A 23,324-nucleotide genomic window follows, 5' to 3' on the forward strand; every position below is an offset into this window, starting at 1 on the left:
CCTCCGTCAGCGCGGCGCGGCACCTCCAACGCCCGCGGGCGCGACCGACGCCCGCGCGCTACGGGCCGGTCGCACGAACCAGGCCAGGACGACGCTCACCACGAAAACCACGAGAAGGTACGCACCGAGTGTAGCCAGTCCGACACCCGCAATACCGACGATCGCCGCGAGCGCCACCAGCACCGAACGTCCCTCCCAACCCAGCGTCGCCGCGTGCAGCGGCGGTGCCGCCTGCCGCTTCTCCAGCCGGGCGGTCAGGTCATAGTGGTGCACGGTGAGCACGAAGACGTACCCGAAGATCAGCCAGCCGGGCACCCCGCCGACCACGCCGACGGCGATCGCGAACAGGTACTCGGCGGCCCGCAACGCCGCCGGGACCAGCCAGTCCAGCGGACCGTTGTGCGCCGCCCCGGCGCCCAGGCCGCCGACCAGCAGCACCAGCAGCGCGACCGGCACCGCCCACCGGAGCTGATCGGGCGCGTCGTTCAGCAGCGCCCCGACCAGCAGCACCGCCGGGCCGAGCGCGGCGATCACCGCCAGGGTCAGCGGCCCCATCGGGCGCAGCACCGGCAACCAGCGGGCCAACGGGCCGTCGTCGCGGTGCAGGGTGGCGTCGACAGTGTCCAGCACCGGCACCCACATCCAGCGGGCCCGCAGCGTCCGCAGCGCACCGGTGTACGCGAACGCCAGCACCCCCCAGACCAGCACGGCGATCAGGCTGACCAGCGGGTTGAACAGCGCCACGGTCAGCGCGATCAGCGCCCACCGCTCACCGATCGGGAAGACCACGGTCCGCTTCAGCCAGTACGACAGCGAACCGGTGTCCGCCTGCACCCGGGTCGACGCCGCGTTGAGCCGGTCACCGATCCCGCCGCTGGCGTTCGTCGCCGTACGCGGCCGACGGGCCGCCTCGTCGTGCAGCACCCCGTACCAGGTGTCGGTCATGTGCCGGACGGTCTGCAACGTCATCGCGGCGATCGCGAGCGCCCAGCCGTTACCCAGCCCGGCGTGGCTCACCCCGAAGCCCAGACCGGCGTAGACCACGTACTCCTTGGCCCGGTCCGCCATCGTGTCCAGCCAGCCGCCCCAGGCGCTGAAGTGCCGGGTGTAGCGGGCCAGTTGGCCGTCCACGCAGTCCAGTACGAAGCCGAGATAGAGCAGCACCGCGCCACCGACCAGCGCGGGTCGCCCACCGACCCCGAACAGTACCGCCGCCGCCAGCGCGAAGAGCACCGAGATCACCGTCACCCCGGTCGGGGTGAGCCGGAGCCGCGCCGACAGCCGGACCAGGTACGGCGACCAGGTGCTGACGAAGTAGGTGGAGAAGAAGTCGTCCTTCTCCTTCACCGACAACCGCAGCTCGGCCCGGTCCTCGTCGACAGCGGTCACCGCCGCCTCGGCAACGGCCAGCCCGGCCGTGTCCTCGACCCGGTGCGCGACGAGCAGGCGTACCCGCTGGGCGAAGATCAGGGTGCCGAGCGCCGCGAGGCCCGCGAAGAGCCGGTCCACGGCGGGCCCGGGGGCACCGGCCGCGGCCGACCCGCCGGCCCCGGCGGTCGTCGGCAGCGGAGCCACGTCGCCGACCGGACCGATCGGGGCGGCGACGGGGAGCATTCCGGACGCGGCGGCCCGGGCGGCGGCCGCGAGGGTCGGCAGGTCGTCCACGCCGACCCGCAGCGCACCGCCGAACACGCCGGTGGCGTCCCCGTCGAGGGCGTCCAACGCGCCGGCGTCGACCACCTGGCCGCGCTCCTCCCGGACGGCGGTCCGACCGGGCACCGGCGGGTCGCCGAGCACCAGCGCCACAGTCGGCCCCACCGGGCTGGTGGCCAGGTGCCGCAGGACGGCGGTGTGCGCGACCAGGTCCGTTCCGGTGATCAGCACCGGGGCGGTCGCGGTGGCGACCAGGTCGGTCAGCTCGTCGAGGGTGGCGGCGAAGCGCACCTCGTCCGCCCCGGCCCGGCGCAACTGGGCGGCCAGTCGGTCGGCCAGCGGCTCACCGGTCGCCGTGGTCAGGCCCGCCGCGGATGGTCCGGCGGCGAGCACGATCGCGAGCGTCACCGCGGGACCGCGGCGTGGTACGCGTCGAGCGCCTCGGCGATGGTGCCGTCGAGCGTCAACCGGCCCGCGTCGAGGTACAACCCCCGACGGCAGAACCGGGTCAGGTCCTTTTCGTTGTGTGACACCAGCACCAGCGTGCGCCCCTCCCCGAGCAGACGATCAATCGTCGCGTAACACTTCTTGCGGAACTCCGCGTCCCCGACCGCGGTCACCTCGTCCATCAGCAGGATCGGGTGCGGCAGGTGCGAGATGATCGCGAAGCCCAGCCGCACCTTCATCCCCGACGAGTAGTGCCGCACCGACGTGTCGATGGCCCGTTCCACCTGCTCACCGGCGAACTCGACGATCTCGTCGAAGTGCCGCTTCAGGTAGCCCGTCGACAGGCCGTGCAGCCCACCGACCAGGTGCAGGTTCTCCCGGCCGGTCAGGTCGTTGGAGAAACCGGCTGACAACTCCAGCAGCGGCGCCACCGCGCCGTGCACCCGGATGTCGCCCTCGTCCGGAATGAGCACCCCGGCGATCAGCCGCAGCAGGGTGCTCTTGCCGGTGCCGTTGCGCCCGATCACCCCGACGGTCTCGCCGGGCTCCACGGTGAACGACACGTCCCGCAGCGGCCAGAACTGGCCGGGCAGCGCACCACGCGCGCCGCGGTGGATGAACAGCTCCCGCAGCCGCAGTTGACGGCGGCGGTTGCGGACGAACCGGATGCCCAGGCCGTCCGCCTCGATGATCGGCGTGGCCACGTCACAGCTCCTTGAGCACGGCGGGCTCCAACCGGCGGAACGACCACCAACCGGCGACCAGCACCAGCAGGCTGCCGACGACAGTGGTGGCGAGCAGACGGGCGTCCGGGAACTCGTCCGGGTACCAGATCGCGTGGTGCAGCTGGAAGATCCCCACCAGCGGGTTCAGCTCGTACACCACCTTCAACCAGCCCGGCAGACCGGACTCCCGGACCAGGCTGAGCGGGTAGATGATCGGCGTGGCGTAGAAGAGCACCCGGATGATCAGACGCATCAGCCGCTCCACGTCGCGCATCAGCACGTTCCAGGCGGACAGCAGCAGGGCCAGCCCGGTCAGCAGGACGGCCTGCACGGCCACCGCCAGCGGCAGGGACAGCAGCGACCAACCGGGGTGGATCCGACCGTGCGCCGCGTAGATCACCGCGATCGCGACCAGGATCGGCAGGCCGGCCGCGTACTCGGCGAACCGGCCGGTGACCCGGCCGATCGGGAAGACCTGACGCGGCACGTTCATCGTGGTGATCAGCCGGGACTGGCCGGTCAGCGCGTTCGTCGCCTCGCTCAGCGCCGAACTGGTCCACATCCAGGCGAAGATGCCGGTGATCAGGAACAACGGGTACGACCCGGCCGCCTCACCGAGGTGCCGACCGGTGTCGCGGGAGTAGAGCACCCCGAAGACGAACCAGTAGATGGCGCCCATGCCGAGCGGCTCGATCAACGACCAGAAGTAGCCCAGCACCGACTGCTGGTACTTGACCGCCAGATCCCGCCTGACCAGGATGCGCAGCGAGTTGCGGTGCGACCACAACGCCGCGACGCCAGAGGTCACCGCCGCCTCCCGCCTCCTGAAACGGACGACAGGTTAGCAGTCGGTGAACGATTGCCCCGAATCGACCGGACTCAGCACTCGATCACGTTGACGGCCAGACCGCCCCGCGCCGTCTCCTTGTACTTGACCTTCATGTCGGCGCCCGTCTCCCGCATGGTCTTGATGACCTTGTCCAGCGACACCTTGTGCACACCGTCGCCGCGCAGCGCCAGCCGGGCGGCCGTGATCGCCTTGATGCTAGCCACCGCGTTCCGCTCGATGCAGGGGATCTGCACCAGGCCACCCACCGGGTCACAGGTCAACCCGAGGTTGTGCTCCATCCCGATCTCGGCCGCGTTCTCCACCTGCTCCGGGGTGCCACCGAGCGCCTCGGCCAACCCGGCCGCCGCCATCGAACACGCCGAACCGACCTCACCCTGGCAACCCACCTCGGCACCCGAGATCGACGCGTTCTCCTTGAACAGCACACCGATCGCGCCCGCCGTCAGCAGGAACCGCAGCACACCCTCCTCATCGGCACCCGGCACGAACCGGGTGTAGTAGTGCAGCACCGCCGGAATGATCCCGGCCGCGCCGTTGGTCGGCGCGGTGACCACCCGGCCGCCCGCCGCGTTCTCCTCGTTGACAGCGAGCGCGAACAGCGTCACCCAGTCCATCGCGTGCAGCGGGTCGACCGTCCCGGCCTCCGCCTCCAGGCCGCGCCGCAGCTCCGCCGCGCGCCGCCGAACCTTCAACCCCCCAGGGAGTACGCCGTCCCGCTCGCAGCCGCGCTGCACGCACTCCCGCATCACCCGCCAGATCTCCAGCAGACCGGCCCGGATGTCCGCCTCGCTGCGCCAGGAACGCTCGTTGGCCAACATCACCTCGCTGATCGACAGACCGGTGCGGGTGGTGACGTCGAGCAGCTGCGCCCCGGTCAGGAACGGGTACCGCACCACTGTGCTGTCCGGCTTGATCCGGTCCGCGCCGGCCGCCTCCTCGTCGACCACGAAACCGCCCCCGACGGAGTAGTAGGTGCGGCTGCGCAGCTCCGCACCGGCACCGTCGTACGCCACGAAGGTCATCCCGTTCGGGTGGTACGGCAGCGACCGACGGCGGTGCAGCGTCAGGTCCCGATCCGGGTCGAAGGCGATCTCGTGCACGTCGAGGATGTTGATCCGCCGCTCGGCGCGGATCCGTTCGACCCGAGGACCGACGGTGTCCGTGTCGACAGTCTCCGGCGACTCACCGGCCAACCCGAGCAGCACCGCCCGGTCACTGCCGTGGCCGTGCCCGGTGGCACCCAACGAACCGAACAACTCGGCCTGCACCCGCGCCGTGTCAGTGAGCAACCCGTCGGCCTTCAACCCGCCGACGAACGTACGCGCGGCCCGCATCGGCCCCACCGTGTGCGAGCTGGACGGCCCGATACCGACACTGAAGAGGTCGAAAACACTGATCATGGCTGCACTTCCTCGCCGTCGTCCCGGCGTACGGGACCCGGGCGGGTCGTGACCACCGGTCTGGCGGCCCCGATGGTGACCGTCCGGGGTATGGGTGCCGGCCTTCCGGGGTGTGGAAGGCCGATCAGCCAGCCTACCCGCCCAGGTCACCGCCCACCCGGTCCGGGACGTGAACACCCCACGACCGTCCCCCGCCCCCGCCCTCGCCCGGCCCCGTCTCGCCGCCTCGCCCTCGCCCGGCCCCGTCTCGCCTCGCCTCGCCTCGCCTCGCAAGATCGTGCTCGATCCAGGGTTTAGTGGCATCCGCCCGGTCCGAGGCCACCACAACCAGGATCGAGTGCGATCTTGCGAGGCGGCCCGGCGGAGACAGGTGGTGGCGGACGTTCGGGGAGGCGTCAGCGGGGGTCTGCCCGGGTAATGCACCTACGGGTCCACTGGTTGCCACTCCACCTCGGGACCGAGGGCGAGCTGGTCATCCCCTTCTACCGTGGATTGCAGACGCGGCGCACCGCCGCAGAGTGGGAGTACGACGATGAGTCGCAAACTGGTCCGGCCCCGTGAGGGGCGCATGCTCGCCGGTGTCTGTGCTGGCCTCGGTCGACGGTTCGGCATGTCCGCCGGGATGGTCCGGCTGCTGTTCCTGCTGTCCTTGCTGCTGCCCGGCACGCAGGTGATCGTCTACCTGATCCTGTGGGTGCTGATGCCGAACGAGGACCGCTACCTCGCCTCCACCGGCCACTGACCCCTCCCCGGTAAGACCAGATCTTGGACAGTTTCCGTCACGTGCTGACGGAAACTGTCCAAGATTGCCCCCACCGCTGCCACGCCGGCCGCGAGGGAGCCACCGGCGGCGGGCACGAAACCGGGCCGTCAGCGTCAGCCGGGCCGTCAGCAGCAGCCGGGCCGTGAGCCACCGGGCACCAGCCGAGAAGCGCCCGCTCCGACGGAAGTCGGTGCGGGCGCTTCGGCGTACGGGGGGGGGAGGAGGAGGTCAGGGCGCCACGTAGGTGACAGTGATCTGCTGGTAGCCGAGGGAGCGGAGCAGCCCCTCCAGCATCTTGCGGGTGTTCTCCTCGGCGCGGGCGGAGAGCCCGCTGTCCCGGGCGGCGGCGGTGATCCGCTCCTCGGCGAGCTGGTAGACCTGCTGCTGCCGGTTGGGGTCGTTGCCGACCAGGTCACCGAGTCGGTTGAGCAGACCGCGCTGCTCGGCGAAGACGTAGCTCTTCTCCATGTCGAGGTTGGTCTCGCCGAGCTGCGGCGCCGGCAACTTGATCTCGACGGACTTGCCGTCGGCGGACTGGACGATGGCCCCGTCACCGATCTTGGTGAAGTCGACGTACGCCTCGACGCTGCCGGCGCCGACGAACAGGGTGCGCTCGTTGAGCAGGAAGTCCGGAACGTTGCGCCGGTCGTTCTGGGTGTCGACCACGACCTGGAAGTTGCCCTCGGCGGCCACGTAGCGGCTGAGGTCCTGGATCGACTTGAGCAGTGGTGGCTGGCTGCGGTCGGTCTGCTCCTTGGCGAACGGGTTGCGGAACTCGGGCAGGATGCCGGTCGCCTGAATGCCGAGCAGCACGATCACGGCCAGCGCGGCGGCGCCGAGCAGCAGGAGCAGACCTCGGGCCGCCCCACCACCCCCGCCGGTGCCACCGGTCGTCGGGCCACCGGGGCCAGCCGGGTCGGCGGGGTCGCCGGCGCCCTCCGGAGTGTCGGTGGTCCACTCGGGTGTAGCGGTCGACCGCACCTTGAGATCGTCACCGGTCGGGTAACCGGGGAACTCCCTCGTGGGCTCGTTGCTGCCAGCGTCGCGGGCCATCACGCTCACCGTCCTCGTCAGACACGTCGTCTGTCAATGACGGTACGGCCCCGTTACGACAGTCGCGCGGCGAGCGCCAGGAAGCGACAAAGGAGCAGGTCAGGCGAATGCGGAGAGCCCGGTGAGCCGCTGTCCGATGACCAGTTGGTGGATTTCCGAGGTGCCCTCGTAGGTCAGCACGCTCTCCAGGTTGTTGGCGTGCCGCATCACCGGGTACTCGCCGGAGACGCCGTTGGCGCCGAGGATGGTGCGGCACTGCCGGGCGATGGCCAGCGCCTCCCGTACGTTGTTCAGTTTGCCCACGCTGACCTGCTCGGGCCGCAGCCGCCGGGCGTCGGCGAGCCGGCCCAGGTGCAGCGCGAGCAGTTGCCCCTTCACCAACTCGACGGCCATGTCGGCGAGCTTCGCCTGGGTGAGCTGGAACCCGGCCAGTGGGCGACCGAACTGGGTGCGGGTGGTGGCGTACGCCAGTGTGGTTTCCAGGCAGTCGCGGGCCGCGCCGACGGAACCCCAGACGATGCCGTAGCGGGCCTCGGTGAGGCAGCTCAGCGGCGCCTTGAGGCCGACCGCCTCGGGCAGTCGGGCGTCGGCCGGGAGCCGGACGTCGTCGAGCACGATCTCGCCGGTCACCGACGCGCGCAGCGACATCTTGCGGTGAATCTCCCGGGCCGTGACGCCGGGCGTGTCCATTGGTACGGCGAAACCCCGTACGCCCTCGTCGGTGCGGGCCCAGATCACCGCGACGTCCGCGATCGGGGCGTTGGTGATCCACATCTTTCCGCCGGTGAGCACCCAGTCGTCGCCGTCGCGGCGGGCCCGGGTGGCCATCGAGGCGGGGTCGGAACCGTGGTCCGGCTCGGTCAGGCCGAAGCACCCGATCGCCTCACCGGTGGCCATCGACGGCAGCCAGCGTTGCTTCTGCTCCTCGCTGCCGTAGCGCCAGATGGCGTACATGGCGAGCGATCCCTGCACCGAGACCAGCGAGCGGACGCCGGAGTCACCGGCTTCCAGCTCCTGGCAGGCGAGCCCGTAGGCGACCGCTGAGGTGCCGGCGCAGCCGTAGCCGGTCAGGTGCATGCCGAGCAGGCCGAGCTTGCCGAACTCGCGGGCCAGCTCCCGGGCGGGCACCCGGCCGTCCTCGTACCACTCGGCGACGTGGGGCCGCACCCGGTCGTCGACGAGTTGGCGGACGACGTCACGGACCTGCCGCTCCTCCTCGCTGAGCGACGGGTCCAGGTCGAGCAGGTCCAGCGGAGCGGTCATGGACGCCACCCTAACGAAGCTTCAGGCCGGACCGCTCACTCGATCGGCTCGGAGAGCACCAGCACCCGGGCGTGGATCTGGTTGCGCTGCTGGAGGGCGGCGCGCAGCGCCCGGTGCAGCCCGTCCTCCAGGTAGAGCCCACCGTTCCACTGCACCACGTGCGGGAAGAGGTCACCGTAGAAGGTGGAGTCCTCGGCGAGGAGCTTGTCCAGCGCCAACTCGCGCTTGGTGGTGATCATCTGATCCAGGCGCAGTGGCCGCGGCGGGATCTCCGCCCACTGCTTGAGCGTCAGGTTGTGCTCCGGATAGGGACGCCCGTCCCGGACCGCTCTGAAGATCACGACGGCACGCTCCCCTCCCCGTGGCCGGGCCGACCGACGGCGCCGAGCCGGGCCGCGGCGGGCACCGCGCGGCGCGGCACCGATGACCGTGCCAGCCTAGCCGCCCAGCGCACGCTGCGTTCTGCTCCCTGATGTCAGTTTCGCTATCGCTCGTCCGATCCTCAACCGGACGAACGGGACGTCCGCCTCAGTTCCACCGGCCGCGCCGCACAACCTCGTCCATCGGACGACGCCCCCGACGCAACGACGGTGACCGATGGTCAGCGGCCCGGTAACCGATTGTGACGGCACCGATGGGCTGGTACTCCGCCGGCACGCCGAACGCGTCCCGGTAGGTGCCGAGCCGCTGCGGCGGAATGCCGAAGAAGCACGCCCCCAGCCCCTCGTCCACCGCGGTCAGCAGCATCAGCAACGCGGCGAAGCCGGCGTCCACGTGCCAGTACGGCACCGGCCACCGGTCCGGGGACTGATCCGTCCAGCCCTTGTCCGGCTCCGCGTACCGCCGCAGGTAGGCCGACTCGTTGGCGTGCGGCACCACGATCAGCGGTGCGCGGCGCATGCCGGCGAGCCACCGCTGACGCCCACCCCCGTCGGGGGTGGTGGCAGCCCAGAACCGGTCCCGGTCGACCGGCTCCTCCAGCACCAGGAAACCCCAGCCCTGGGCGAAGCCGGCCGACGGCGCGCGGACCGCGTGGTCGAGCAGCCGGTCCACCACGTCGGGCGGGACCGGGCGGTCCGGGTCGTAGTTGCGCACCATCCGCCGACGGCGGACGACCTCGGCGAACTCCATCAGGCGCCGGGGCGGATGCCCCAGGCACCTCGCCAGGTCGTGCCGGGCTTGAGGGTGAGCAGATCCTTGCCCGACCGGAACGCGTCCGGTGGGCAGGTCATCGGCTCGACCGCCACCGAGCGGCGCTGCCGCTCACCGGTGAGGGCGTCCCCGGTGAACACCTGCCACCAGCCGAACTCGGCATCCGCCCAAATGCTCACACCGGTCGCGCCGTCCGGCGCGGAGAGGCTCACCGACGAACCGCCGTCGGCGTCGCGGATCACGTCACCGAAGCAGGAGTCCAGGACGGCGGCGCCGATCCGGCGGGGGCTGGTCCAGTCGTACTCGGTGCCGGCCACCGGGGTCACCCCCACCGGCAGCAGCCGGCCGTCCACCAGCACCCGGCTGCGGGTGGGCAGCCGCAGCACCAGGTCGTCCACCGCGACGCCGGGCAGTTGCAGGTACGGGTGCACGGAGAAACCGAACGGCGCCAACTCCCCGCCGATGTTGGTCACCTCGTGCTCGGCGCGCAGCCCGTCCGCGTCGACGCTCCACCGGCTGCGCAGCCGCAGCGGCCACGGGTAGCCGAGCTGCGGCGGCAGGTGGTAGCCGACCGTCACGGCGTCCGCGGACTGCTCCAGCAACTGCCACGGCACCCAGTTGACCAGCCCGTGGATGGCCACGTGCCGCTCCGGCTCGGTCAGTGCGAGCTGGTGCGTCCGCTCGCCGAACGAGTAGCGGCCATCGCGGATCCGGTTCGGCCAGGGGGCCAGCACCTGCCCGGTGCAACCCGGGCAGACCTCGTCGGTCCGGTACCCGTCGACCACGTCCACGCCGTCGTGCCGGTACGTCCGGAGCCCACCGCCCACCTCCACGATGACGGCCTCGTGGCCGGCGGCGGAGATGGTCCACTGGGCGCCGGAGAACGGGCGCTGATCGGGGCTTTCCATGCCGGCGACAGTAACCGGTCAGGCCCGGTCGCCGCTTGACGCCGTCGCCGCCCGGTAACGCAGCAGCACCGGGAACGCGACAGCGAGCACCACCACGAGCACCGCGGAGGCGAGCCCACCGGCCACCCAGGCCACCCCGCCGCCGAACCCGGCAGCCATGGTGCCGGCCCGCAGGTCGCCCAGGCGTGGCCCACCGGCCACCACCACCGTGTTGACGCCCTGGAGTCGGCCGCGCATCCGGTCCGGCGCGTAGACCAGCAACATGGACTGACGCAGCACCGCGCTGATCAGGTCGGCGGCGCCGGCCACGGCGAGCAGCACGACCATCAGCCAGAGCTGGTGGGCCAACCCCGCCGCGGCGATCGCCAGGCCCCAGCCGACCACCGCGAGCACCAGGCCGAGCCCCTGCCGGCGGAGCCGGCCGATCCAGCCGGAGGTCAGCCCACCGATCATCGAGCCGATCGCGATGGCGCTGTAGAGCAGGCCGACCGAGCCACCGCCGCCGAACCGCTCGTGCGCGATCTCCGGAAAGAGAGCCCGCGGCATGGCGAGGATCATCGCGATCAGGTCCACCGCGAAGGACAACAGCAGGACCGGGGTGGTGGCCAGGTAGCGGAACCCGTCGATGACGCTGGCCAGGCCGGCCTTTCGGGCCTGGCCGTCGGCGGTGGGCTCGGGCGGCAGCGACGGCAGCCGCAGCGCCGCCCAGAGCATCGCGGTGAACAGCACCGCGTCCAACCCGTACGCGATCGGCAGCACCACAGTGGTGTCCGGCGAGGCGGAGAGGATGAGACCGGCGGCGAGCGGGCCGGCGACCGAGGCGGCGGTGAAGGTCGTGTAGTTCAGCGTGGTGGCGGACGCCACCAGGTCGTCCGGCACCAGCCGGGGCAGCATGGCGCTGCGGGCCGGCGAGCTGATCGCGAAGGCCACCGACTGCACCGCCATCAACGCCAGCAGCAGCACCGGGCTGCCGACGTCCAGCACCGCCTGGAGCAACAGACCGAGGGTGGATGCCCAAAGCAACAATGAGCCACCGAGCAGCACCGCACGCCGGTCGCGGGCGTCGGCGACCGCGCCGCCCCAGAGCCCGAAGACCAGCAACGGTACGAAGGCGGCAATCCCCAGCAGGCCCACCCAGAACGAGTCCCGGGTCAGGGCGTACATCTCCACCGGCACCGCGACGGCGGTGAACTGGAAGCCGAACATCGCCACGGTGTTGCCGAGCCAGAGCCGCCGGTACGCCGGGACCCGCAGCGGACGCACGTCGATCGCCCAGCGGCGCGCGGCGCGCGGCCGGGTCTCCTGCACTCCCGTCACGGCGCCAACCGCTCGACGATCCAGGCACCCTCGTCCCGGCGACGGAAACGGAGCCGGTCGTGCAGCCGGCTGGCCCGACCCTGCCAGAACTCCACCGACTCGGGTTGCACCCGCAGCCCGCCCCAGTGCGACGGGGTCGGGATGTCGGCCTGGCCGGCGAAGCGTTCGGCCACCTCCTGGTACCGCTGCTCCAGCGCCGCCCGGCCCGACACGACCTGCGACTGAGGGCTGGCCCAGGCGCCCAGTTGGGAGCCGCGCGGCCGGCTGGCGAAGTACGCCTCGCTCGTCGCGCGGTCGACGGGCGTCACCCGCCCGGCGACCACCACCTGACGCTGCATGGGAAACCACGGAAAGACCAGGCTGGCGTACGGGTTCGCGGTCGCCTCGACGCCCTTGCGCGACAGGTGGTTGGTGAAGAAGACGAAGCCCTCCGGGTCGTACCCCTTCAACAACACCGTCCGCCCGCTCGGCCGGCCGGCCGGGTCGGCGGTGCCCACCACCATGGCGTTCGGTTCGGGCAGCCCGAAGGCCACCGCGTCGGCGAACCAGCTGTCGAACTGGGTGTGCCAGTCGGCGGCCAGGTCAGCCTCGGTCAGGCCCAGGTCCGCGGCGTACTCGTTACGCATCGCGGCCGGGGCGGGTGTGTCACCCGTCACGTCCCCACTCCTTCTCGGGGGCCCCGCCAGCACCCTCCCGCGCTGACCAGCCCGCCCTGCCCAGTCTCACTGAGCCAGGCGGAGAATGCGCGTCCGGGGATGTCGCGTGCAGCACAGTCGCAGCGGGTCGCGTATCCCTTACTCAGCAGGCAAGATGTTCCGAACACATCCCTGAGGGTCGCCTAAGGCGCCCGGCCGATCGGGCCGGATGAGCTGTTCGGGCGCACCGACCAGATCCAGGAGAGCGACATGGCCGATTTCAAACCCGGGCTGGAGGGCGTCGTCGCCTTCGAGACCGAGATCGCCGAACCTGACCGTGAGGGCGGCGCGCTGCGCTATCGCGGGGTCGACATCGAGGATCTGATCGGCCAGGTGTCGTTCGGCAACGTCTGGGCACTGCTGGTCGACGGCCGGTTCGGGCCGGGCCTGCCGCCGGCGGAACCGTTCCCGGTGCCGGTGCACTCCGGTGACATCCGCGTCGACGTGCAGTCCGCAGTCGCCATGCTGGCCCCGTACTGGGGTCTCAACCAACTGCTGGACATCTCCGACGAGCAGGCCCGTGAGGATCTCGCCCGGGTCTCGGTGACAGCGCTCTCCTTCGTCGCCCAGTCTGCTCGCGGCCTCGGCCTGCCGGCCGTGCCGCAGAAGGAGATCGACAAGGCGCAGACCATCGTCGAGCGGTTCATGAAGCGCTGGCGCGGCGAGCCCGACCCCCGGCACGTCAAGGCCGTCGACGCGTACTTCATCTCGGCCGCCGAGCACGGCCTGAACGCGTCCACCTTCACCGCTCGCATCGTCGCCTCCACCGGGGCGGACGCGGCGGCCTGCATCTCGTCGGGCATCGGCGCCCTCTCCGGCCCGCTGCACGGCGGTGCCCCGTCCCGGGTGCTCAGCATGCTGGAGGCGGTCGAGCGCAGCGGCGACGCGGAGGGTTACGTCAAGGGTGTCCTGGACCGCGGCGAGCGGTTGATGGGCTTCGGCCACCGCGTCTACCGCGCGGAGGACCCGCGCGCCCGGGTGCTCCGGCGCACCGCCAAGGAGCTGGGCGCGCCGCGCTTCGAGATCGCCGAGGCGCTGGAGAAGGCCGCCCTGGCCGAGCTTCAGGCCCGCCGCCCGGACCGGGTGCTGGCCACCAACGTCGAGTTCTGGTCGGCGGTGGTGCTGGACTTCGCCGAGGTGCCGGCGCACATGTTCACCTCGATGTTCACCTGCGCCCGGATGGGCGGCTGGAGCGCGCACATCCTGGAGCAGAAGCGGCTGCAGCGGCTGGTCCGCCCGTCCGCCCGCTACGTCGGCCCGGAGACCCGCAAGCCGTCCGACGTCGAGGGCTGGGCGGCCATTCCGCACGGCGTCTGACCGGTACGAAAGGGGCCCTTCCTCGACGCCGGGCGTCGGGGCGGGGCCCTTTTCGGTGGCTGCCGGCGCCAACTGTGGCGAAGGCCTCAGACCTGCCCTCGGGGGCTCGGCTTCCACCGATGGGTCCGGGTGCGAGGATGGGGGCCGGCAGTGTCGCCGGCCCGCCCTCGCCCTTGCGGAAGGATCTTCAAGACCGTGGCTGACGCACCGATCATCCGGATTCCCGATGAGATCAAGCCCGCCGACGGACGTTTCGGCTGCGGCCCGTCCAAGGTCCGCCCGGCGGCGGTGTCCGCTCTCGCCGAGGTCGCGACCACCTACCTCGGCACTTCGCACCGGCAGAAGACGGTCCGTGACCAGGTGGCCCGGCTGCGCTCCGGCATCGCCGAGTTCTTCTCGCTGCCCGAGGGCTACGAGGTGGTGATCGGCAACGGTGGCACCACCGCGTTCTGGGAGGTCGCCACCTTCGGCCTGATCCGCGACCGGGCCCAGTTCGCCAGCTTCGGCGAGTTCGGCGCCAAGTTCGCCAAGTCGGTCAAGGAAGCCCCGTTCCTGGGTGAGCCGACGGTCCGCAAGGCCGACGCGGGCAGCGCCCCGACCCTGGTCGCCGAGTCCGGCGTGGACGCGTACGCGACGCCGCAGAACGAGACCTCGACCGGTGTGGCGGTTCCGATCAGCCGGGTGGCCGGGGCGGACGAGGGCGCGCTGCTGCTTGTCGACGCGACCTCCGGCGCGGGTGGCCTGGACGTCAACGTCGGCGAGACCGACGTCTACTACTTCGCTCCGCAGAAGTGCTTCGGCTCCGACGGCGGGCTCTGGCTGGCTCTGATGTCCCCGGCCGCACTGGACCGGGCCGCCGAGATCAAGGCGTCCGGGCGCTACATCCCGGCCTTCCTCGATCTGGTCACCGCGATCGACAACTCGCGGCTGGAGCAGACCTACAACACCCCGGCGCTGGCCACCATCTTCCTGGCCGCCGAGCAGACCGACTGGATGAACGCGCAGGGCGGTCTGGCCTGGGCGGCAAAGCGCACCGCCGAGAGCGCCGCCGCGGTCTACGGCTGGGCTGAGCGGTCCAGCGTGGCCACCCCGTTCGTCACCGACCCGTCGTTGCGCTCCAACGTGGTCGCCACCATCGACTTCGCCGACGAGGTGGACGCCACGGCGATCGCCAAGGCGCTGCGCGCCAACGGCATCGTGGACACTGAGCCCTACCGCAAGCTCGGTCGTAACCAGCTGCGGGTGGCGCTGTTCCCGGCCGTCGAGCCGGCCGATGTCGAGGCGCTGACCGCGTCCATCGACTACGTGGTCGAGCGACTCTGAGGTTCGTCACGTTCGGTGTCCGTGGAGGCCTCCACGGACACCGAACGTGATCATCGCCGCAGCTCAGTCACGACATGCGGGGTGTCGCTTCCCCCACCCCGAGGCAGATGCGCGTACGGTGGTCCGAGACGCCTGGGTGGCCGACTCGTGGCGTGCGGCCAGCGAAGCGGGACGGAGGCAACGCTATGCGCCCAGTACGCTTCGTCGCCCTCTCCGAGGACGGCCATGCCCTGGTTCTCGCCGACGAGGTGGGGCGGCTGCTCGCCCTGCCCATCGACGAACGGATCTCCGGTGCGTTGCACGCCGAGCCCGGTTCGCCGCCGCTCGCGGTGGCACCGACCGCCGCCGACCCGGTTCCGTCTCTGTCTCCTCGGGACATTCAGGCCCGCATCCGCTCCGGTGAGTCCGCGGAGGATGTCGCCCGGATCGCCGGCGTGCCGGTCGACCGGGTGCTGCGCTATGCCGGCCCGGTGCTGCAGGAGCGGGCGATGCTCGCCCAGCACGCCCGCCGCACCCGTCTCAAGGGCGCGGAGAAGCCCACCCCGCTCGCCGAGGTGGTCAACGGCCGGCTGAGCCAGCACGGCATCGACACCGAGAAGATCTCCTGGGACGCGTACCGGCGTGACGACGGCACCTGGCGGATCATCGCCACCTGGCCGTCGGGCAAGGCCACCGCGCAGGCCATCTGGGATCTCGACAAGACCCGGCAGCAGGTCACCCCGCACGACGACATGGCGCAGTACCTGTGCGCGGAGCGGCCCACGCCGATCCTCGGCCAGGAGCCGGCACCGGAGCGGGGCGGGCACGGCCTGCCTGGTCCGTCGCGCGGTGAGCCGAGTCGTGGTGGGCACGGGTTGCCGGCGGCGTCCGAGCACCCGCGCCCGGGCCGCGATCCGATCCGGGCCGGCCGGGACGCCCTGCTCGCGTCGCTGGACCGTCCGCTCGGCGCCTCGTCGGGTCGTGGGCTGGAGCCGCGTACCCCGGCTGCGCTCGCCGGTTCGGACGCGCCCCGGCAGCGGCCGGTCGGTGGGGGTGCCGCCGCCCTGCTCGGCGGTGGCCAGGGGTCGGCCTTCGACGACGATTCGGACGCGCCCAAGGAGGTGCCGGCCGTGCCGTCGCTGGCGGTGCTCCGGCCCCGTCGGACGGGCGCTGCAGCGGCCGCCGGCGGCGAGTCGACCGACGCCAGCGGCAAGCCGCGCAAGCGGCTCCCGAGCTGGGACGACGTGCTCTTCGGCAGCGGCCCGGCCGCCCGCGAATCCTCCTGACGCCGCGCGGTGACGGGTGACCTCGCGTCACCCGTCACCGCGCGCGTTCGGTCCTCACCGACTGTCTGCGGCGCCTTCGCGGTGCGGCGCGGCGACCAGGCGTACGGCATCGGCCACGGCCCGGAAGTCCTTCTTGAGAATCGCGCCGTGATTGCTGGCGACCTTCGCGCCGATAGTGATGTTCGGGTTGCGGGCGATCACCGCGTCGAGGCCGGCCCGGATCTGTTCCTGCTCATCGCCGCGGCTGCCGAGGGACCTTCCCGAGGCGACCACGTACCGCACCGGGACGGTGATGGCGTCCAGCACCGGGCCCAGCGCCCGCTCGCGGGAGAGTTCGCCCAGCTCGATGTTGCTGTTCGCCATCTGGTCGGCGTTCATCCGTGGGGTCAGGCCGGTCGGGCGCAGCAGGGGCATGAACAGGTTCATCCGGCGGAACAGCGTGCGGATCCGTTGCGCCGTGGCCTCGTCGAGCCAGTCGTGCGGGAACGCGCCGTCGACGAGGACCGCGCCCAGGGCGCGCTCCGGATTCCGGTGGGCCCAGTGCGCCCCGACGACCGCTCCGTAGGACCAGCCCACCAGTAGCACCCGGTCGACGTTCCGGGCCGAGAGCACGGCGTCGACGTCCCGGACGACTGCCTCGAAGGAGTAGTCCGCCGAACGCTTCGACTTCTTGCCGCGGGCCCGCTCGTCGTAGGTGATGTGGCGGAATCCGGTGCCGAGGTCGGCGATGACCCGCCGCCAGTAACCCTGGGTGGCGAACTGGCCGTTGAGGTAGACCACGGGGATGCCGGTGCCGCCGGTGTCGGTGACAGCAAGGGCCGTGTCGTCGACCGGCACCATGCCGGTCCACGTCGAACTGGTGTTAGGGATCGTCATGTCTGCACTCCTGGTCGCGTGGAAGGTCGGGTGGAAGGTCGGGTGCGACTCAGAGGCTGCGGGCGGTGATGTCGCCGTAAGAGGTGGTGGCGCGGATGTCGAGCGCGGTGGTGCCGTCGTTCTTGAGGCCGTTGCTGACGCGGCCGAAGCCGGTGCCGGCATCCAGGGCGGCCGAGACGCCGGTGGCGGCGACGACCGAGATGTCGCCGGACTGGGTACGGAGCACGACCGTGCCGTGCACGGCCTCGGCGATCCGGATGTCACCCCTCGCGGTGCTGATCTCGGCGGGGCCATTGAGCCGGCCGACCTCGACGTCGCCGTCGATCGCGGTGAGGCGGACGCTCGCGGCTTCATCGATCTTGATCTGGCGGTACGCCCCTTCGAAGGCGACGTCCCCTAGACGCCCGACGCTACGGAGTTCGGCGCTGGCGGACGTGCCGTCGATGCGGGAGCCGGCGGGCATCTGAACGGTGACCTCCAGGGATCCGGACGGACCGAAGAGCGGGTTGCCCGGGTCCGCCGTCGTGATCCGCAGGACGCCGTCGGCATAGGCGACGGCGGTCTGCTCGGCGGCTCTGGCGTCGCGGCTCTTGGCGGGGTCAGCCGGACGGACCTCGACGGTGGTGTCGGCCCGGTGTGCGGCGATGAGCTGGATGCGTCCGGCGGGGATGTTCAGGATGGCGGAGATCGGGGCGGGGGTGTCGAACTTCTGCATGGCGCTCTCCCGTGCGTGGCCGTTGTTTCTGATATTTGAAACGCTACGTTGCTTTCCAAAATCCGGCAACGACTTCGTTGCGTAGGGCAGGCATTTTCGCAGCTAGACCGCACACAATCATTGCAATGGACGACGAGATAACGCAACGCCTGAACGCCGCGCCATTGCAATGAGAAGGGAGTGAACGCTACCGTGGGGGCAGCGAACGCCGTTGCCGGATCACCAAGGAGACAGCGATGCCCGGAGGCAGGCTCAGCCAGCAGGAACGCCAGCAAATCGCGTCCGGGCTGGCCGACAGCCTCCCCTACGCGGAGATCGCCCGGCGCCTCGACCGTCCCACCTCGACGATCACGCGTGAGGTGATGCGCAACGGTGGCCCCACCGCCTACCGCGCCGACCTGGCGCACCGGGCCACCGAACGTCGCGCGCACCGGCGCAGCCCGTCCTCGTCGCGGGGGGCCGAGTCGGCACCCCAACCGCACGGGCGGGACGCCCGGGCCGTCGCCGAATACGAGGAGACGTTCACCACGGTCCTCATGACCTCGGGTCTGAACCGGATGGCGGCCCGGGTGCTGACCTGTCTGTACACCACCGACTCGGGCAGCCTCACCGCGTCCGAGCTCGCCCGGCACCTCCAGGTGAGCCCAGCGTCCATCTCCAAGGCGATCGCCTTCCTGGAGAGCCAGAGCCTCGTCCGGCGGCACCGCGACGAACGCCGCCGCGACCTCTACGTCGTCGACGACGAGCTCTTCTACCAGGCGACGATCGCCAGCGCCCGGGCCAACGACCAGCTCGTCGAGACCGCACGCCAGGGCGTCGCCGTCCTCGGTGCGCACACCCCCGCAGCAGCCAGGCTGGAGAACATCGCCCGCTTCCTCGACTTCATGAGCGAGAGCATCACCCGCGCCGCCGAACAGGCCCGCGAGGTCCTGCACACCAGACCGGCCACAGCCACGCCCCAGGATCAGAGCGGCCAGGCGGCGATCCGTTCGTAGCGCGGCGGGGTGCCGAGGTGGCTGCGCACGAGTAGCAGCTCGAGCACCGGCCATGGTGGACCTCGATATCCGTCCAGGCTGGCCCGGTCGGCCTCGACGTCCGCCGGGGGCATCCGGTCGCCGGGCCGGGCGACGGTCAGGTGCGGGCGGAACGGCTTCTCGTCGTGCGGTAGCCGGGCGTTCCGCAGCCGCGACCGGACCAACCCCGCCAGGTCGTGCAGCGCCTGCATGTCTCCCCGCAGGTCCACCCAGAGCACCGTGGACCGGCCCCGACCGAACCGGCCACCGCCACCGAGGCTCAACCGGGGTACGGCGTCGCGGCCGTCGCGGAACGACTCGGCGGCCAATCCGAGCGCGCTCTCCACCTCGACCAGCCGGTCGGACCCGACCTCGCCGAGGAACGCCAGGGTGAGGTGCAGATGGGCCGGATCGGCGAGCCGGACGTTGCTGCCGGCCGCAGCCGCCACGCCGACACGCAGCCGGGCAACCTGCGCGCCGAGGTGGTTGACCGCCTCGACGGACGGGTGGACCGCGACGAAGAGCCGCAACCGCCGCGTCTCTCAGCGGTGCCGTTGCCGGTGCCCGGCCCGGGCCGCCGGCAGGGCCAGCCCGGCGGCGTGCAGCACGCCCTCCACCCGGACCCGCTCGATCTCCTGGTCGACGCCCTCCAGCTCGGCGAGGTGTTCGGCGACGCCGAGGGCGCGGCAGGCGCGGCGAAGCCGGTCGTCGTACGCCTGCAGCAGCGCGCTGTGCCAGACCATCGACCGGCCCGCGCCACCGATCCGCTGACCGCCGAGCCGGCGCAGGTCGGCGGCGAGCTGCTCCAGCGGCCGGCGGTCATCGCTGTCGAACGCACTGAGGTCGATGTCCCGGGTCAGCGCGTCGGCCTCGACGGCCCGGTCGAGGCGGGCGATGGTGCGTTTCTCCCGTCGGCGCTCACGCCACTCGGACCAGCCGCAGACCACCCGGTCGACGATCTCGTCGTAACAGAAGAGCAGGGCGAATGCCGCCGGCAAGGTGGCCACGGCGAGGAACGCCAGGGCCAGCATCAGCGCGCGTCCGACACCCACGTATCGACGCTAAGCCCCGACGTGCCACCCCGCCAGCGATTTGGCCGCATCCGCGCGATCCGCGCAACCGGACGCGGCCCGCCCAGCTCGGGCGCGCGGTAAACCTCAGCAGTCGGTGGAGGTGACGTAGAAGCGGGGCATCGGCAGCACCCGGAAGCGCAGCCGGGCACCGGAGTGGCGCAGCTGCCAGGTGAGGGCGATCAGCGCGGCGGCCAGCGAGATGAGCCCGCCCATCCAGATGCTGGCACCGGCACCGAAGTGCTCAGCGACCCAGCCGATCAGCGGCGCGCCGACCGGGTTGGTCCCCAGGAACACCAGCACCCACAGGGCCATCACCCGACCCCGGAAGGCCGCGTCCACACCCAACTGGACCCGCTGGTTGGCGGCCTGGGCGAAGAAGACCATGAAGAAGCCGGTCGGCACCAGCAGTGCCACGACCAGCCAGTACGTCCCGGCGAAGCCGACCAGGGTGCCGAAGCTGGCGCAGGCGACCGCCGCACCCAGCACCAGCCAGACCGACGGGCGGCTGCGCCGGCCGGTGCCGCTGAGCGCGCCACCGAGCGCGCCGACGGCCAGGGCGGTGCTGAACAGGCCGAAGGACGCGGCCCCGGTGTGGAATACCGTCTTGGCCAGCGCGGCCAGGGTGAGCTGGAAGTTGAACAGCGACATGCCGATCACCGACATGACCGCCATCGGCAGCAGCAGGTCGGGCCGGCGCCAGACGTACCGCAGCCCGTCGATCACCTTCGCGGACGCCCGCTCGTCGCGCGGCAGCAGGGCGTCGCGGTGCAGTTCGGCGGTCCGCATCCGGACCACGTTGACCAGCGGCGCGACCGAGCTGAGGGCGGTGAAGAGGAAAACCGGGCCCACGTCGAACGCGGCGATGGCCAGGCCGGCGACGGCCGGGCCGACGATCCGGGCCGAGTTGAACACGGCGGCGTTGAGTGACAGCGCGTTGGGCAGCAGGGGCGTGCCGACCAGTTCGGAGACGAACGCCTGGCGGACCGGGGTCTCCACGGCGTTGGCGGTGCCGAGCAGCGCGGCGAACGCGAAGACGTGCCAGAGCTGCACCAGGTCGGTGAGGACCAGCACTGACATGCCGAGGGCCAGCACGGTCCAGAAGGCGTTCGCGGCGAAGAGCAAGACCCGCTTGTCGTACCGGTCGGCGAGCCGGCCGGAGAAGAGCGTGAGCAGCAGCACCGGGGTGAACTGACACGCGGTGACCACGCCGAGCGCGGTCGCCGAGTTGTCGGACAGATCGAGGACGAGCCAGTCCTGGGCGATGAACATCATCCAGACGCCGATCAGCTTGATCAGCTGCCCGGATGCGAAGAGGCGGTAGTTGCGGACCTGTAGGGACTGGAACATCGTGCTCAGCTTCGCCTGCACTCTTGGTGCGCCTCCTCGGACGTACGCGTCATCGACAGGTGACGGCACGGACCCGGTGGCGCGGGTGCGGCTCAGGCGCGAGCGAGCTGCTGAAGAATCTCGGCGGCCCTCTGCAGGGTCTCCCGTTCGTCCTCGTCGAGTGCGGCCAGCCGGTGGGCCAACCACTCGTCGCGGGCCCGCTCGAACTGGTCGAGCACGGCCTGCGCTCCTTCGGTCGCCGCGAGAATGACCTGCCGTCCGTCGGTCGGATGGGGTGTCCGCTGCACGAGGCCGCGGTCCTCCAACTTCCCGACGATCTTGGTCATCGTCGGCGGCTGCACCCGCTCCACGTCGGCCAGCTCCCGGGGTGTCATCGCGCCCGCCAGCCGCAGGCTGGTGAGCGCGGAGACCTGGGTGACCGTGAGGTCGCCGACCGGCCGGGCCTGTCGGACCCGCCGGTTGAGTCGGGTGATCGCATCACGCAGCTGGGGAGCCAGCTGCGCCGGTGGCACGCGTTTCGCCGTCACCGTCCGCTCCGTCACAGTAGTTAGCTTAACTAATGAGCATGGCTAACGACATCCGTTATGACCAGGCTCACGAGGGGATTCAGATGGTACGGGCGGGGAACCCTGATCGACTCCCCGCCCGGACGCAGCTCGGCTCAGAGCACCAGGGACTCGATCGGCCCCCGCAGGAAGTACAGCACGAAGAGCGCGGCCACCCCGTACAGCAACGGGTGGATCTCCCGGGCCTTACCCCGCGCCAACTTGACCACGACGAAGGTGATCAGACCAGCGCCGATCCCGTTGGAGATCGAGTAGGTGAACGGCATCAGCACGATGGTGAGGAACGCCGGAATGGCGATCTCGTAGTCGGACCAGTCGATCGTCCGCACCGCGGTCATCATCAGGAAACCGACCACCACCAGGGCCGTCGACGCCGCCTCGAACGGCACGATCACGACCAGCGGCGCCAGGAACATCGCGAGCAGGAAGAGCGCGCCGGTGACCAGGTTGGCCACGCCGGTCCGCGCACCCTCCGCGACACCGGCGGCACTCTCGATGTACGACGTGTTGCTGGAGGTGCTGGCCGCACCGCCGGCCGCCGCGGCGATCGAGTCGACAAGCAGGATCTCCTTGGCCTTCGGCGGAGTGCCCTGCTCGTCGAGCAGACCACCCTCCTGGCCAACCGCGACCATGGTGCCCATGGTGTCGAAGAAGTCCGTGATCAACAGCGTGAAGATGAACATCAGCACGACCAGCCAACCGGCCTTGCCCCACGAGTCCAGCACGTTGAACTTGCCGAGCAGCGACAGGTCCGGCAGGTCGACCACCGTCTTCGGCAGCTCCGGCACGTTCAACGACCAGCCCTTCGGATTGGGCTGACCGTTGACGAACGACGGGCCGATGTTGCCGATCGCCTCCACGATCACCGCGAGCACCGTCGAGGCGAGGATGCCGATCAGGATCGCGCCCTTCACCCGCCGGACCACCAGCACCAGCGTGATCAGCAGACCGACCACGAAGACCAGCATCGGCCAGCTCACCAGCTTGCCGCCGATGCCCAGGCCGACCGGGACGGTGGTGTTGGCGGCGTCCGGGATGCGCCGGACGAAGCCGGCGTCCACCAGACCGATGATGGTCAGGAACAGGCCGATGCCGACCCCGATCGCGGTCTTCATCTGGGTCGGGACCGAGCGGAAGACAGCGGTCCGCAGACCGGTCAGCACCAGCACCGCGATGATCACACCCTCGATCACCACCAGGCCCATCGCGTCGGCCCAGGTCATCTCGGGGGCGATCTCGTACGCCACCAGGGCGTTGACGCCCAGACCGGCGGCGAGCGCCAGCGGGAACCGGCCGACCACACCCATCAGGATGGTCATCAGGCCGGCGACCAGCGCGGTCGCGGCTGCCAGTGCGGGGATCGGGAGGCTCTTGCCGTCACCGTCGACGGCGCCGCCCAGGATCAGCGGGTTGAGCACCACGATGTACGCCATCGTGAAGAAGGTCGCCAGGCCACCGCGTACCTCACGGCTCAGCGTCGAGCCACGGGCGGAGATCTCGAAAAACCGGTCGAAACCGTTACGCGGATGAGCAGGGTTGGGAGGTGTGCCGTTCTCGGGCGGCGCTACGGCCATCAGGTCCTCGCAGGTGATCTTCCGATTGT

At 71.0% G+C, this 23,324-nt stretch carries 23 protein-coding genes; 5 read left to right on the forward strand and 18 right to left on the reverse strand.

Annotation, left to right across the window (positions count from 1 at the left end; all coding sequences use genetic code 11):
- Nucleotides 1-6: 6 nt before the first annotated feature.
- From KBX26_RS06640 to KBX26_RS06655, 4 genes are all read right to left on the reverse strand, one after another.
- Nucleotides 7-2,061, reverse strand: a complete 2,055-nt coding sequence (locus KBX26_RS06640) for a DUF5941 domain-containing protein (protein ID WP_030329597.1) — start codon at nucleotides 2,059-2,061, stop codon at nucleotides 7-9.
- Complete coding sequence (locus KBX26_RS06645) at nucleotides 2,058-2,804, reverse strand: ABC transporter ATP-binding protein (RefSeq protein ID WP_030329600.1); 747 nt, start codon at nucleotides 2,802-2,804, stop codon at nucleotides 2,058-2,060. The genes KBX26_RS06640 and KBX26_RS06645 overlap by 4 nt, the downstream gene beginning before the upstream one ends.
- A 1-nt stretch (nucleotide 2,805) precedes the next feature.
- A complete protein-coding gene (locus KBX26_RS06650; protein ID WP_030329602.1) occupies nucleotides 2,806-3,633 on the reverse strand; it encodes an ABC transporter permease in 828 nt (275 codons plus the stop codon).
- A gap of 71 nt (nucleotides 3,634-3,704) precedes the next feature.
- Complete coding sequence (locus KBX26_RS06655; RefSeq protein WP_210864960.1) at nucleotides 3,705-5,075, reverse strand: L-serine ammonia-lyase; 1,371 nt, start codon at nucleotides 5,073-5,075, stop codon at nucleotides 3,705-3,707.
- 532 nt (nucleotides 5,076-5,607) lie between these two features.
- On the opposite strand from KBX26_RS06655, the gene KBX26_RS06660 reads away from it, so the two are divergent.
- Nucleotides 5,608-5,817, forward strand: a complete 210-nt coding sequence (locus tag KBX26_RS06660; RefSeq protein ID WP_030329606.1) for a PspC domain-containing protein — start codon at nucleotides 5,608-5,610, stop codon at nucleotides 5,815-5,817.
- A 249-nt stretch (nucleotides 5,818-6,066) separates the two neighbouring features.
- On the opposite strand, the gene KBX26_RS06665 is transcribed toward KBX26_RS06660, so the two are convergent.
- From KBX26_RS06665 to pdxH, 7 genes are all read right to left on the reverse strand, one after another.
- Nucleotides 6,067-6,891: a DUF4230 domain-containing protein gene (locus KBX26_RS06665; protein ID WP_210864961.1), complete on the reverse strand. Its 825-nt coding sequence runs from the start codon at nucleotides 6,889-6,891 to the stop codon at nucleotides 6,067-6,069.
- Between the two features lie 99 nt (nucleotides 6,892-6,990).
- Nucleotides 6,991-8,154, reverse strand: a complete 1,164-nt coding sequence (locus tag KBX26_RS06670; protein WP_030329610.1) for an acyl-CoA dehydrogenase family protein — start codon at nucleotides 8,152-8,154, stop codon at nucleotides 6,991-6,993.
- A 35-nt stretch (nucleotides 8,155-8,189) separates the two neighbouring features.
- A complete protein-coding gene (locus KBX26_RS06675; protein ID WP_030329612.1) occupies nucleotides 8,190-8,495 on the reverse strand; it encodes a type II toxin-antitoxin system VapB family antitoxin in 306 nt (101 codons plus the stop codon).
- A gap of 187 nt (nucleotides 8,496-8,682) precedes the next feature.
- Nucleotides 8,683-9,285, reverse strand: a complete 603-nt coding sequence (locus KBX26_RS06680) for a nitroreductase family protein (RefSeq protein WP_030329614.1) — start codon at nucleotides 9,283-9,285, stop codon at nucleotides 8,683-8,685.
- Complete coding sequence (locus KBX26_RS06685) at nucleotides 9,285-10,214, reverse strand: aldose 1-epimerase family protein (RefSeq protein WP_030329616.1); 930 nt, start codon at nucleotides 10,212-10,214, stop codon at nucleotides 9,285-9,287. The genes KBX26_RS06680 and KBX26_RS06685 overlap by 1 nt, the downstream gene beginning before the upstream one ends.
- An 18-nt stretch (nucleotides 10,215-10,232) precedes the next feature.
- Nucleotides 10,233-11,531, reverse strand: a complete 1,299-nt coding sequence (locus KBX26_RS06690) for an MFS transporter (protein ID WP_030329617.1) — start codon at nucleotides 11,529-11,531, stop codon at nucleotides 10,233-10,235.
- Nucleotides 11,528-12,157, reverse strand: coding sequence for a pyridoxamine 5'-phosphate oxidase (gene pdxH / locus KBX26_RS06695; protein WP_051708239.1), 630 nt, complete (start codon nucleotides 12,155-12,157; stop codon nucleotides 11,528-11,530). Before pdxH ends, KBX26_RS06690 begins: the two co-directional genes overlap by 4 nt.
- 279 nt (nucleotides 12,158-12,436) lie before the next feature.
- On the opposite strand from pdxH, the gene KBX26_RS06700 reads away from it, so the two are divergent.
- From KBX26_RS06700 to sepH, 3 genes are all read left to right on the forward strand, one after another.
- Nucleotides 12,437-13,543, forward strand: a complete 1,107-nt coding sequence (locus KBX26_RS06700; protein ID WP_030329620.1) for a citrate synthase 2 — start codon at nucleotides 12,437-12,439, stop codon at nucleotides 13,541-13,543.
- Between the two features lie 195 nt (nucleotides 13,544-13,738).
- Entirely contained in the window at nucleotides 13,739-14,866 is a 1,128-nt protein-coding gene (gene serC, locus KBX26_RS06705; RefSeq protein ID WP_210864962.1) for a phosphoserine transaminase, read from the forward strand.
- 185 nt (nucleotides 14,867-15,051) lie between these two features.
- A complete protein-coding gene (gene sepH / locus KBX26_RS06710; protein ID WP_030329624.1) occupies nucleotides 15,052-16,131 on the forward strand; it encodes a septation protein SepH in 1,080 nt (359 codons plus the stop codon).
- A gap of 54 nt (nucleotides 16,132-16,185) precedes the next feature.
- On the opposite strand, the gene KBX26_RS06715 is transcribed toward sepH, so the two are convergent.
- Together KBX26_RS06715 and KBX26_RS06720 are read right to left on the reverse strand one after the other, a co-directional pair.
- Nucleotides 16,186-17,007, reverse strand: coding sequence for an alpha/beta fold hydrolase (locus KBX26_RS06715; RefSeq protein ID WP_210864963.1), 822 nt, complete (start codon nucleotides 17,005-17,007; stop codon nucleotides 16,186-16,188).
- Between the two features lie 49 nt (nucleotides 17,008-17,056).
- Nucleotides 17,057-17,722 carry a DUF4097 family beta strand repeat-containing protein gene (locus KBX26_RS06720; protein WP_210860756.1) on the reverse strand — a complete coding sequence of 222 codons (666 nt, stop codon included), beginning with the start codon at nucleotides 17,720-17,722 and terminating at the stop codon, nucleotides 17,057-17,059.
- 236 nt (nucleotides 17,723-17,958) lie between these two features.
- Between KBX26_RS06720 and KBX26_RS33155 the strand changes: the two genes are divergently transcribed.
- On the forward strand, nucleotides 17,959-18,717 hold the full coding sequence (locus KBX26_RS33155) for a helix-turn-helix domain-containing protein (RefSeq protein WP_030329630.1): 759 nt from the start codon (nucleotides 17,959-17,961) through the stop codon (nucleotides 18,715-18,717).
- Here the strand turns inward: KBX26_RS33155 and thpR are convergent.
- The 5 genes from thpR to KBX26_RS06750 all read right to left on the reverse strand — a co-directional run bounded on the left by thpR (nucleotide 18,687) and on the right by KBX26_RS06750 (nucleotide 23,295).
- Nucleotides 18,687-19,265 (reverse strand): RNA 2',3'-cyclic phosphodiesterase, encoded by a 579-nt coding sequence (gene thpR / locus KBX26_RS06730; protein ID WP_030329632.1) that lies wholly within the window; start codon nucleotides 19,263-19,265, stop codon nucleotides 18,687-18,689. The two genes, KBX26_RS33155 and thpR, sit on opposite strands and share 31 nt — an antisense overlap.
- Before the next feature lie 12 nt (nucleotides 19,266-19,277).
- Nucleotides 19,278-19,787 (reverse strand): hypothetical protein, encoded by a 510-nt coding sequence (locus KBX26_RS06735; protein WP_210864964.1) that lies wholly within the window; start codon nucleotides 19,785-19,787, stop codon nucleotides 19,278-19,280.
- A 105-nt stretch (nucleotides 19,788-19,892) separates the two neighbouring features.
- Entirely contained in the window at nucleotides 19,893-21,176 is a 1,284-nt protein-coding gene (locus KBX26_RS06740) for an MFS transporter (protein ID WP_030329636.1), read from the reverse strand.
- Between the two features lie 71 nt (nucleotides 21,177-21,247).
- Nucleotides 21,248-21,697 (reverse strand): MarR family winged helix-turn-helix transcriptional regulator, encoded by a 450-nt coding sequence (locus tag KBX26_RS06745; protein WP_030329638.1) that lies wholly within the window; start codon nucleotides 21,695-21,697, stop codon nucleotides 21,248-21,250.
- Between the two features lie 119 nt (nucleotides 21,698-21,816).
- A complete protein-coding gene (locus KBX26_RS06750; RefSeq protein WP_030329640.1) occupies nucleotides 21,817-23,295 on the reverse strand; it encodes an NCS2 family permease in 1,479 nt (492 codons plus the stop codon).
- Nucleotides 23,296-23,324 lie beyond the last annotated feature (29 nt).

The organism is Micromonospora sp. C97 (assembly GCF_018070385.1).
Classification (GTDB): Bacteria; Actinomycetota; Actinomycetes; order Mycobacteriales; family Micromonosporaceae; genus Micromonospora; species Micromonospora parva.

Bases quoted from the DNA above. Each gene is read 5' to 3' on its own strand.
- KBX26_RS06660 (WP_030329606.1), top strand. From the start codon at position 5,608: ATGAGTCGCAAACTGGTCCGGCCCCGTGAGGGGCGCATGCTCGCCGGT.
- KBX26_RS06715 (WP_210864963.1), bottom strand. From the start codon at position 17,007: ATGACGATCCCTAACACCAGTTCGACGTGGACCGGCATGGTGCCGGTC.
- KBX26_RS06670 (WP_030329610.1), bottom strand. From the start codon at position 8,154: ATGACCGCTCCGCTGGACCTGCTCGACCTGGACCCGTCGCTCAGCGAG.
- pdxH (WP_051708239.1), bottom strand. From the start codon at position 12,157: ATGCGTAACGAGTACGCCGCGGACCTGGGCCTGACCGAGGCTGACCTG.
- KBX26_RS06665 (WP_210864961.1), bottom strand. From the start codon at position 6,891: ATGGCCCGCGACGCTGGCAGCAACGAGCCCACGAGGGAGTTCCCCGGT.
- KBX26_RS06750 (WP_030329640.1), bottom strand. From the start codon at position 23,295: ATGGCCGTAGCGCCGCCCGAGAACGGCACACCTCCCAACCCTGCTCAT.
- KBX26_RS06680 (WP_030329614.1), bottom strand. From the start codon at position 9,285: ATGGAGTTCGCCGAGGTCGTCCGCCGTCGGCGGATGGTGCGCAACTAC.
- KBX26_RS06655 (WP_210864960.1), bottom strand. From the start codon at position 5,075: ATGATCAGTGTTTTCGACCTCTTCAGTGTCGGTATCGGGCCGTCCAGC.
- KBX26_RS06685 (WP_030329616.1), bottom strand. From the start codon at position 10,214: ATGGAAAGCCCCGATCAGCGCCCGTTCTCCGGCGCCCAGTGGACCATC.
- KBX26_RS33155 (WP_030329630.1), top strand. From the start codon at position 17,959: ATGCCCGGAGGCAGGCTCAGCCAGCAGGAACGCCAGCAAATCGCGTCC.
- KBX26_RS06720 (WP_210860756.1), bottom strand. From the start codon at position 17,722: ATGCAGAAGTTCGACACCCCCGCCCCGATCTCCGCCATCCTGAACATC.
- sepH (WP_030329624.1), top strand. From the start codon at position 15,052: ATGCGCCCAGTACGCTTCGTCGCCCTCTCCGAGGACGGCCATGCCCTG.
- KBX26_RS06700 (WP_030329620.1), top strand. From the start codon at position 12,437: ATGGCCGATTTCAAACCCGGGCTGGAGGGCGTCGTCGCCTTCGAGACC.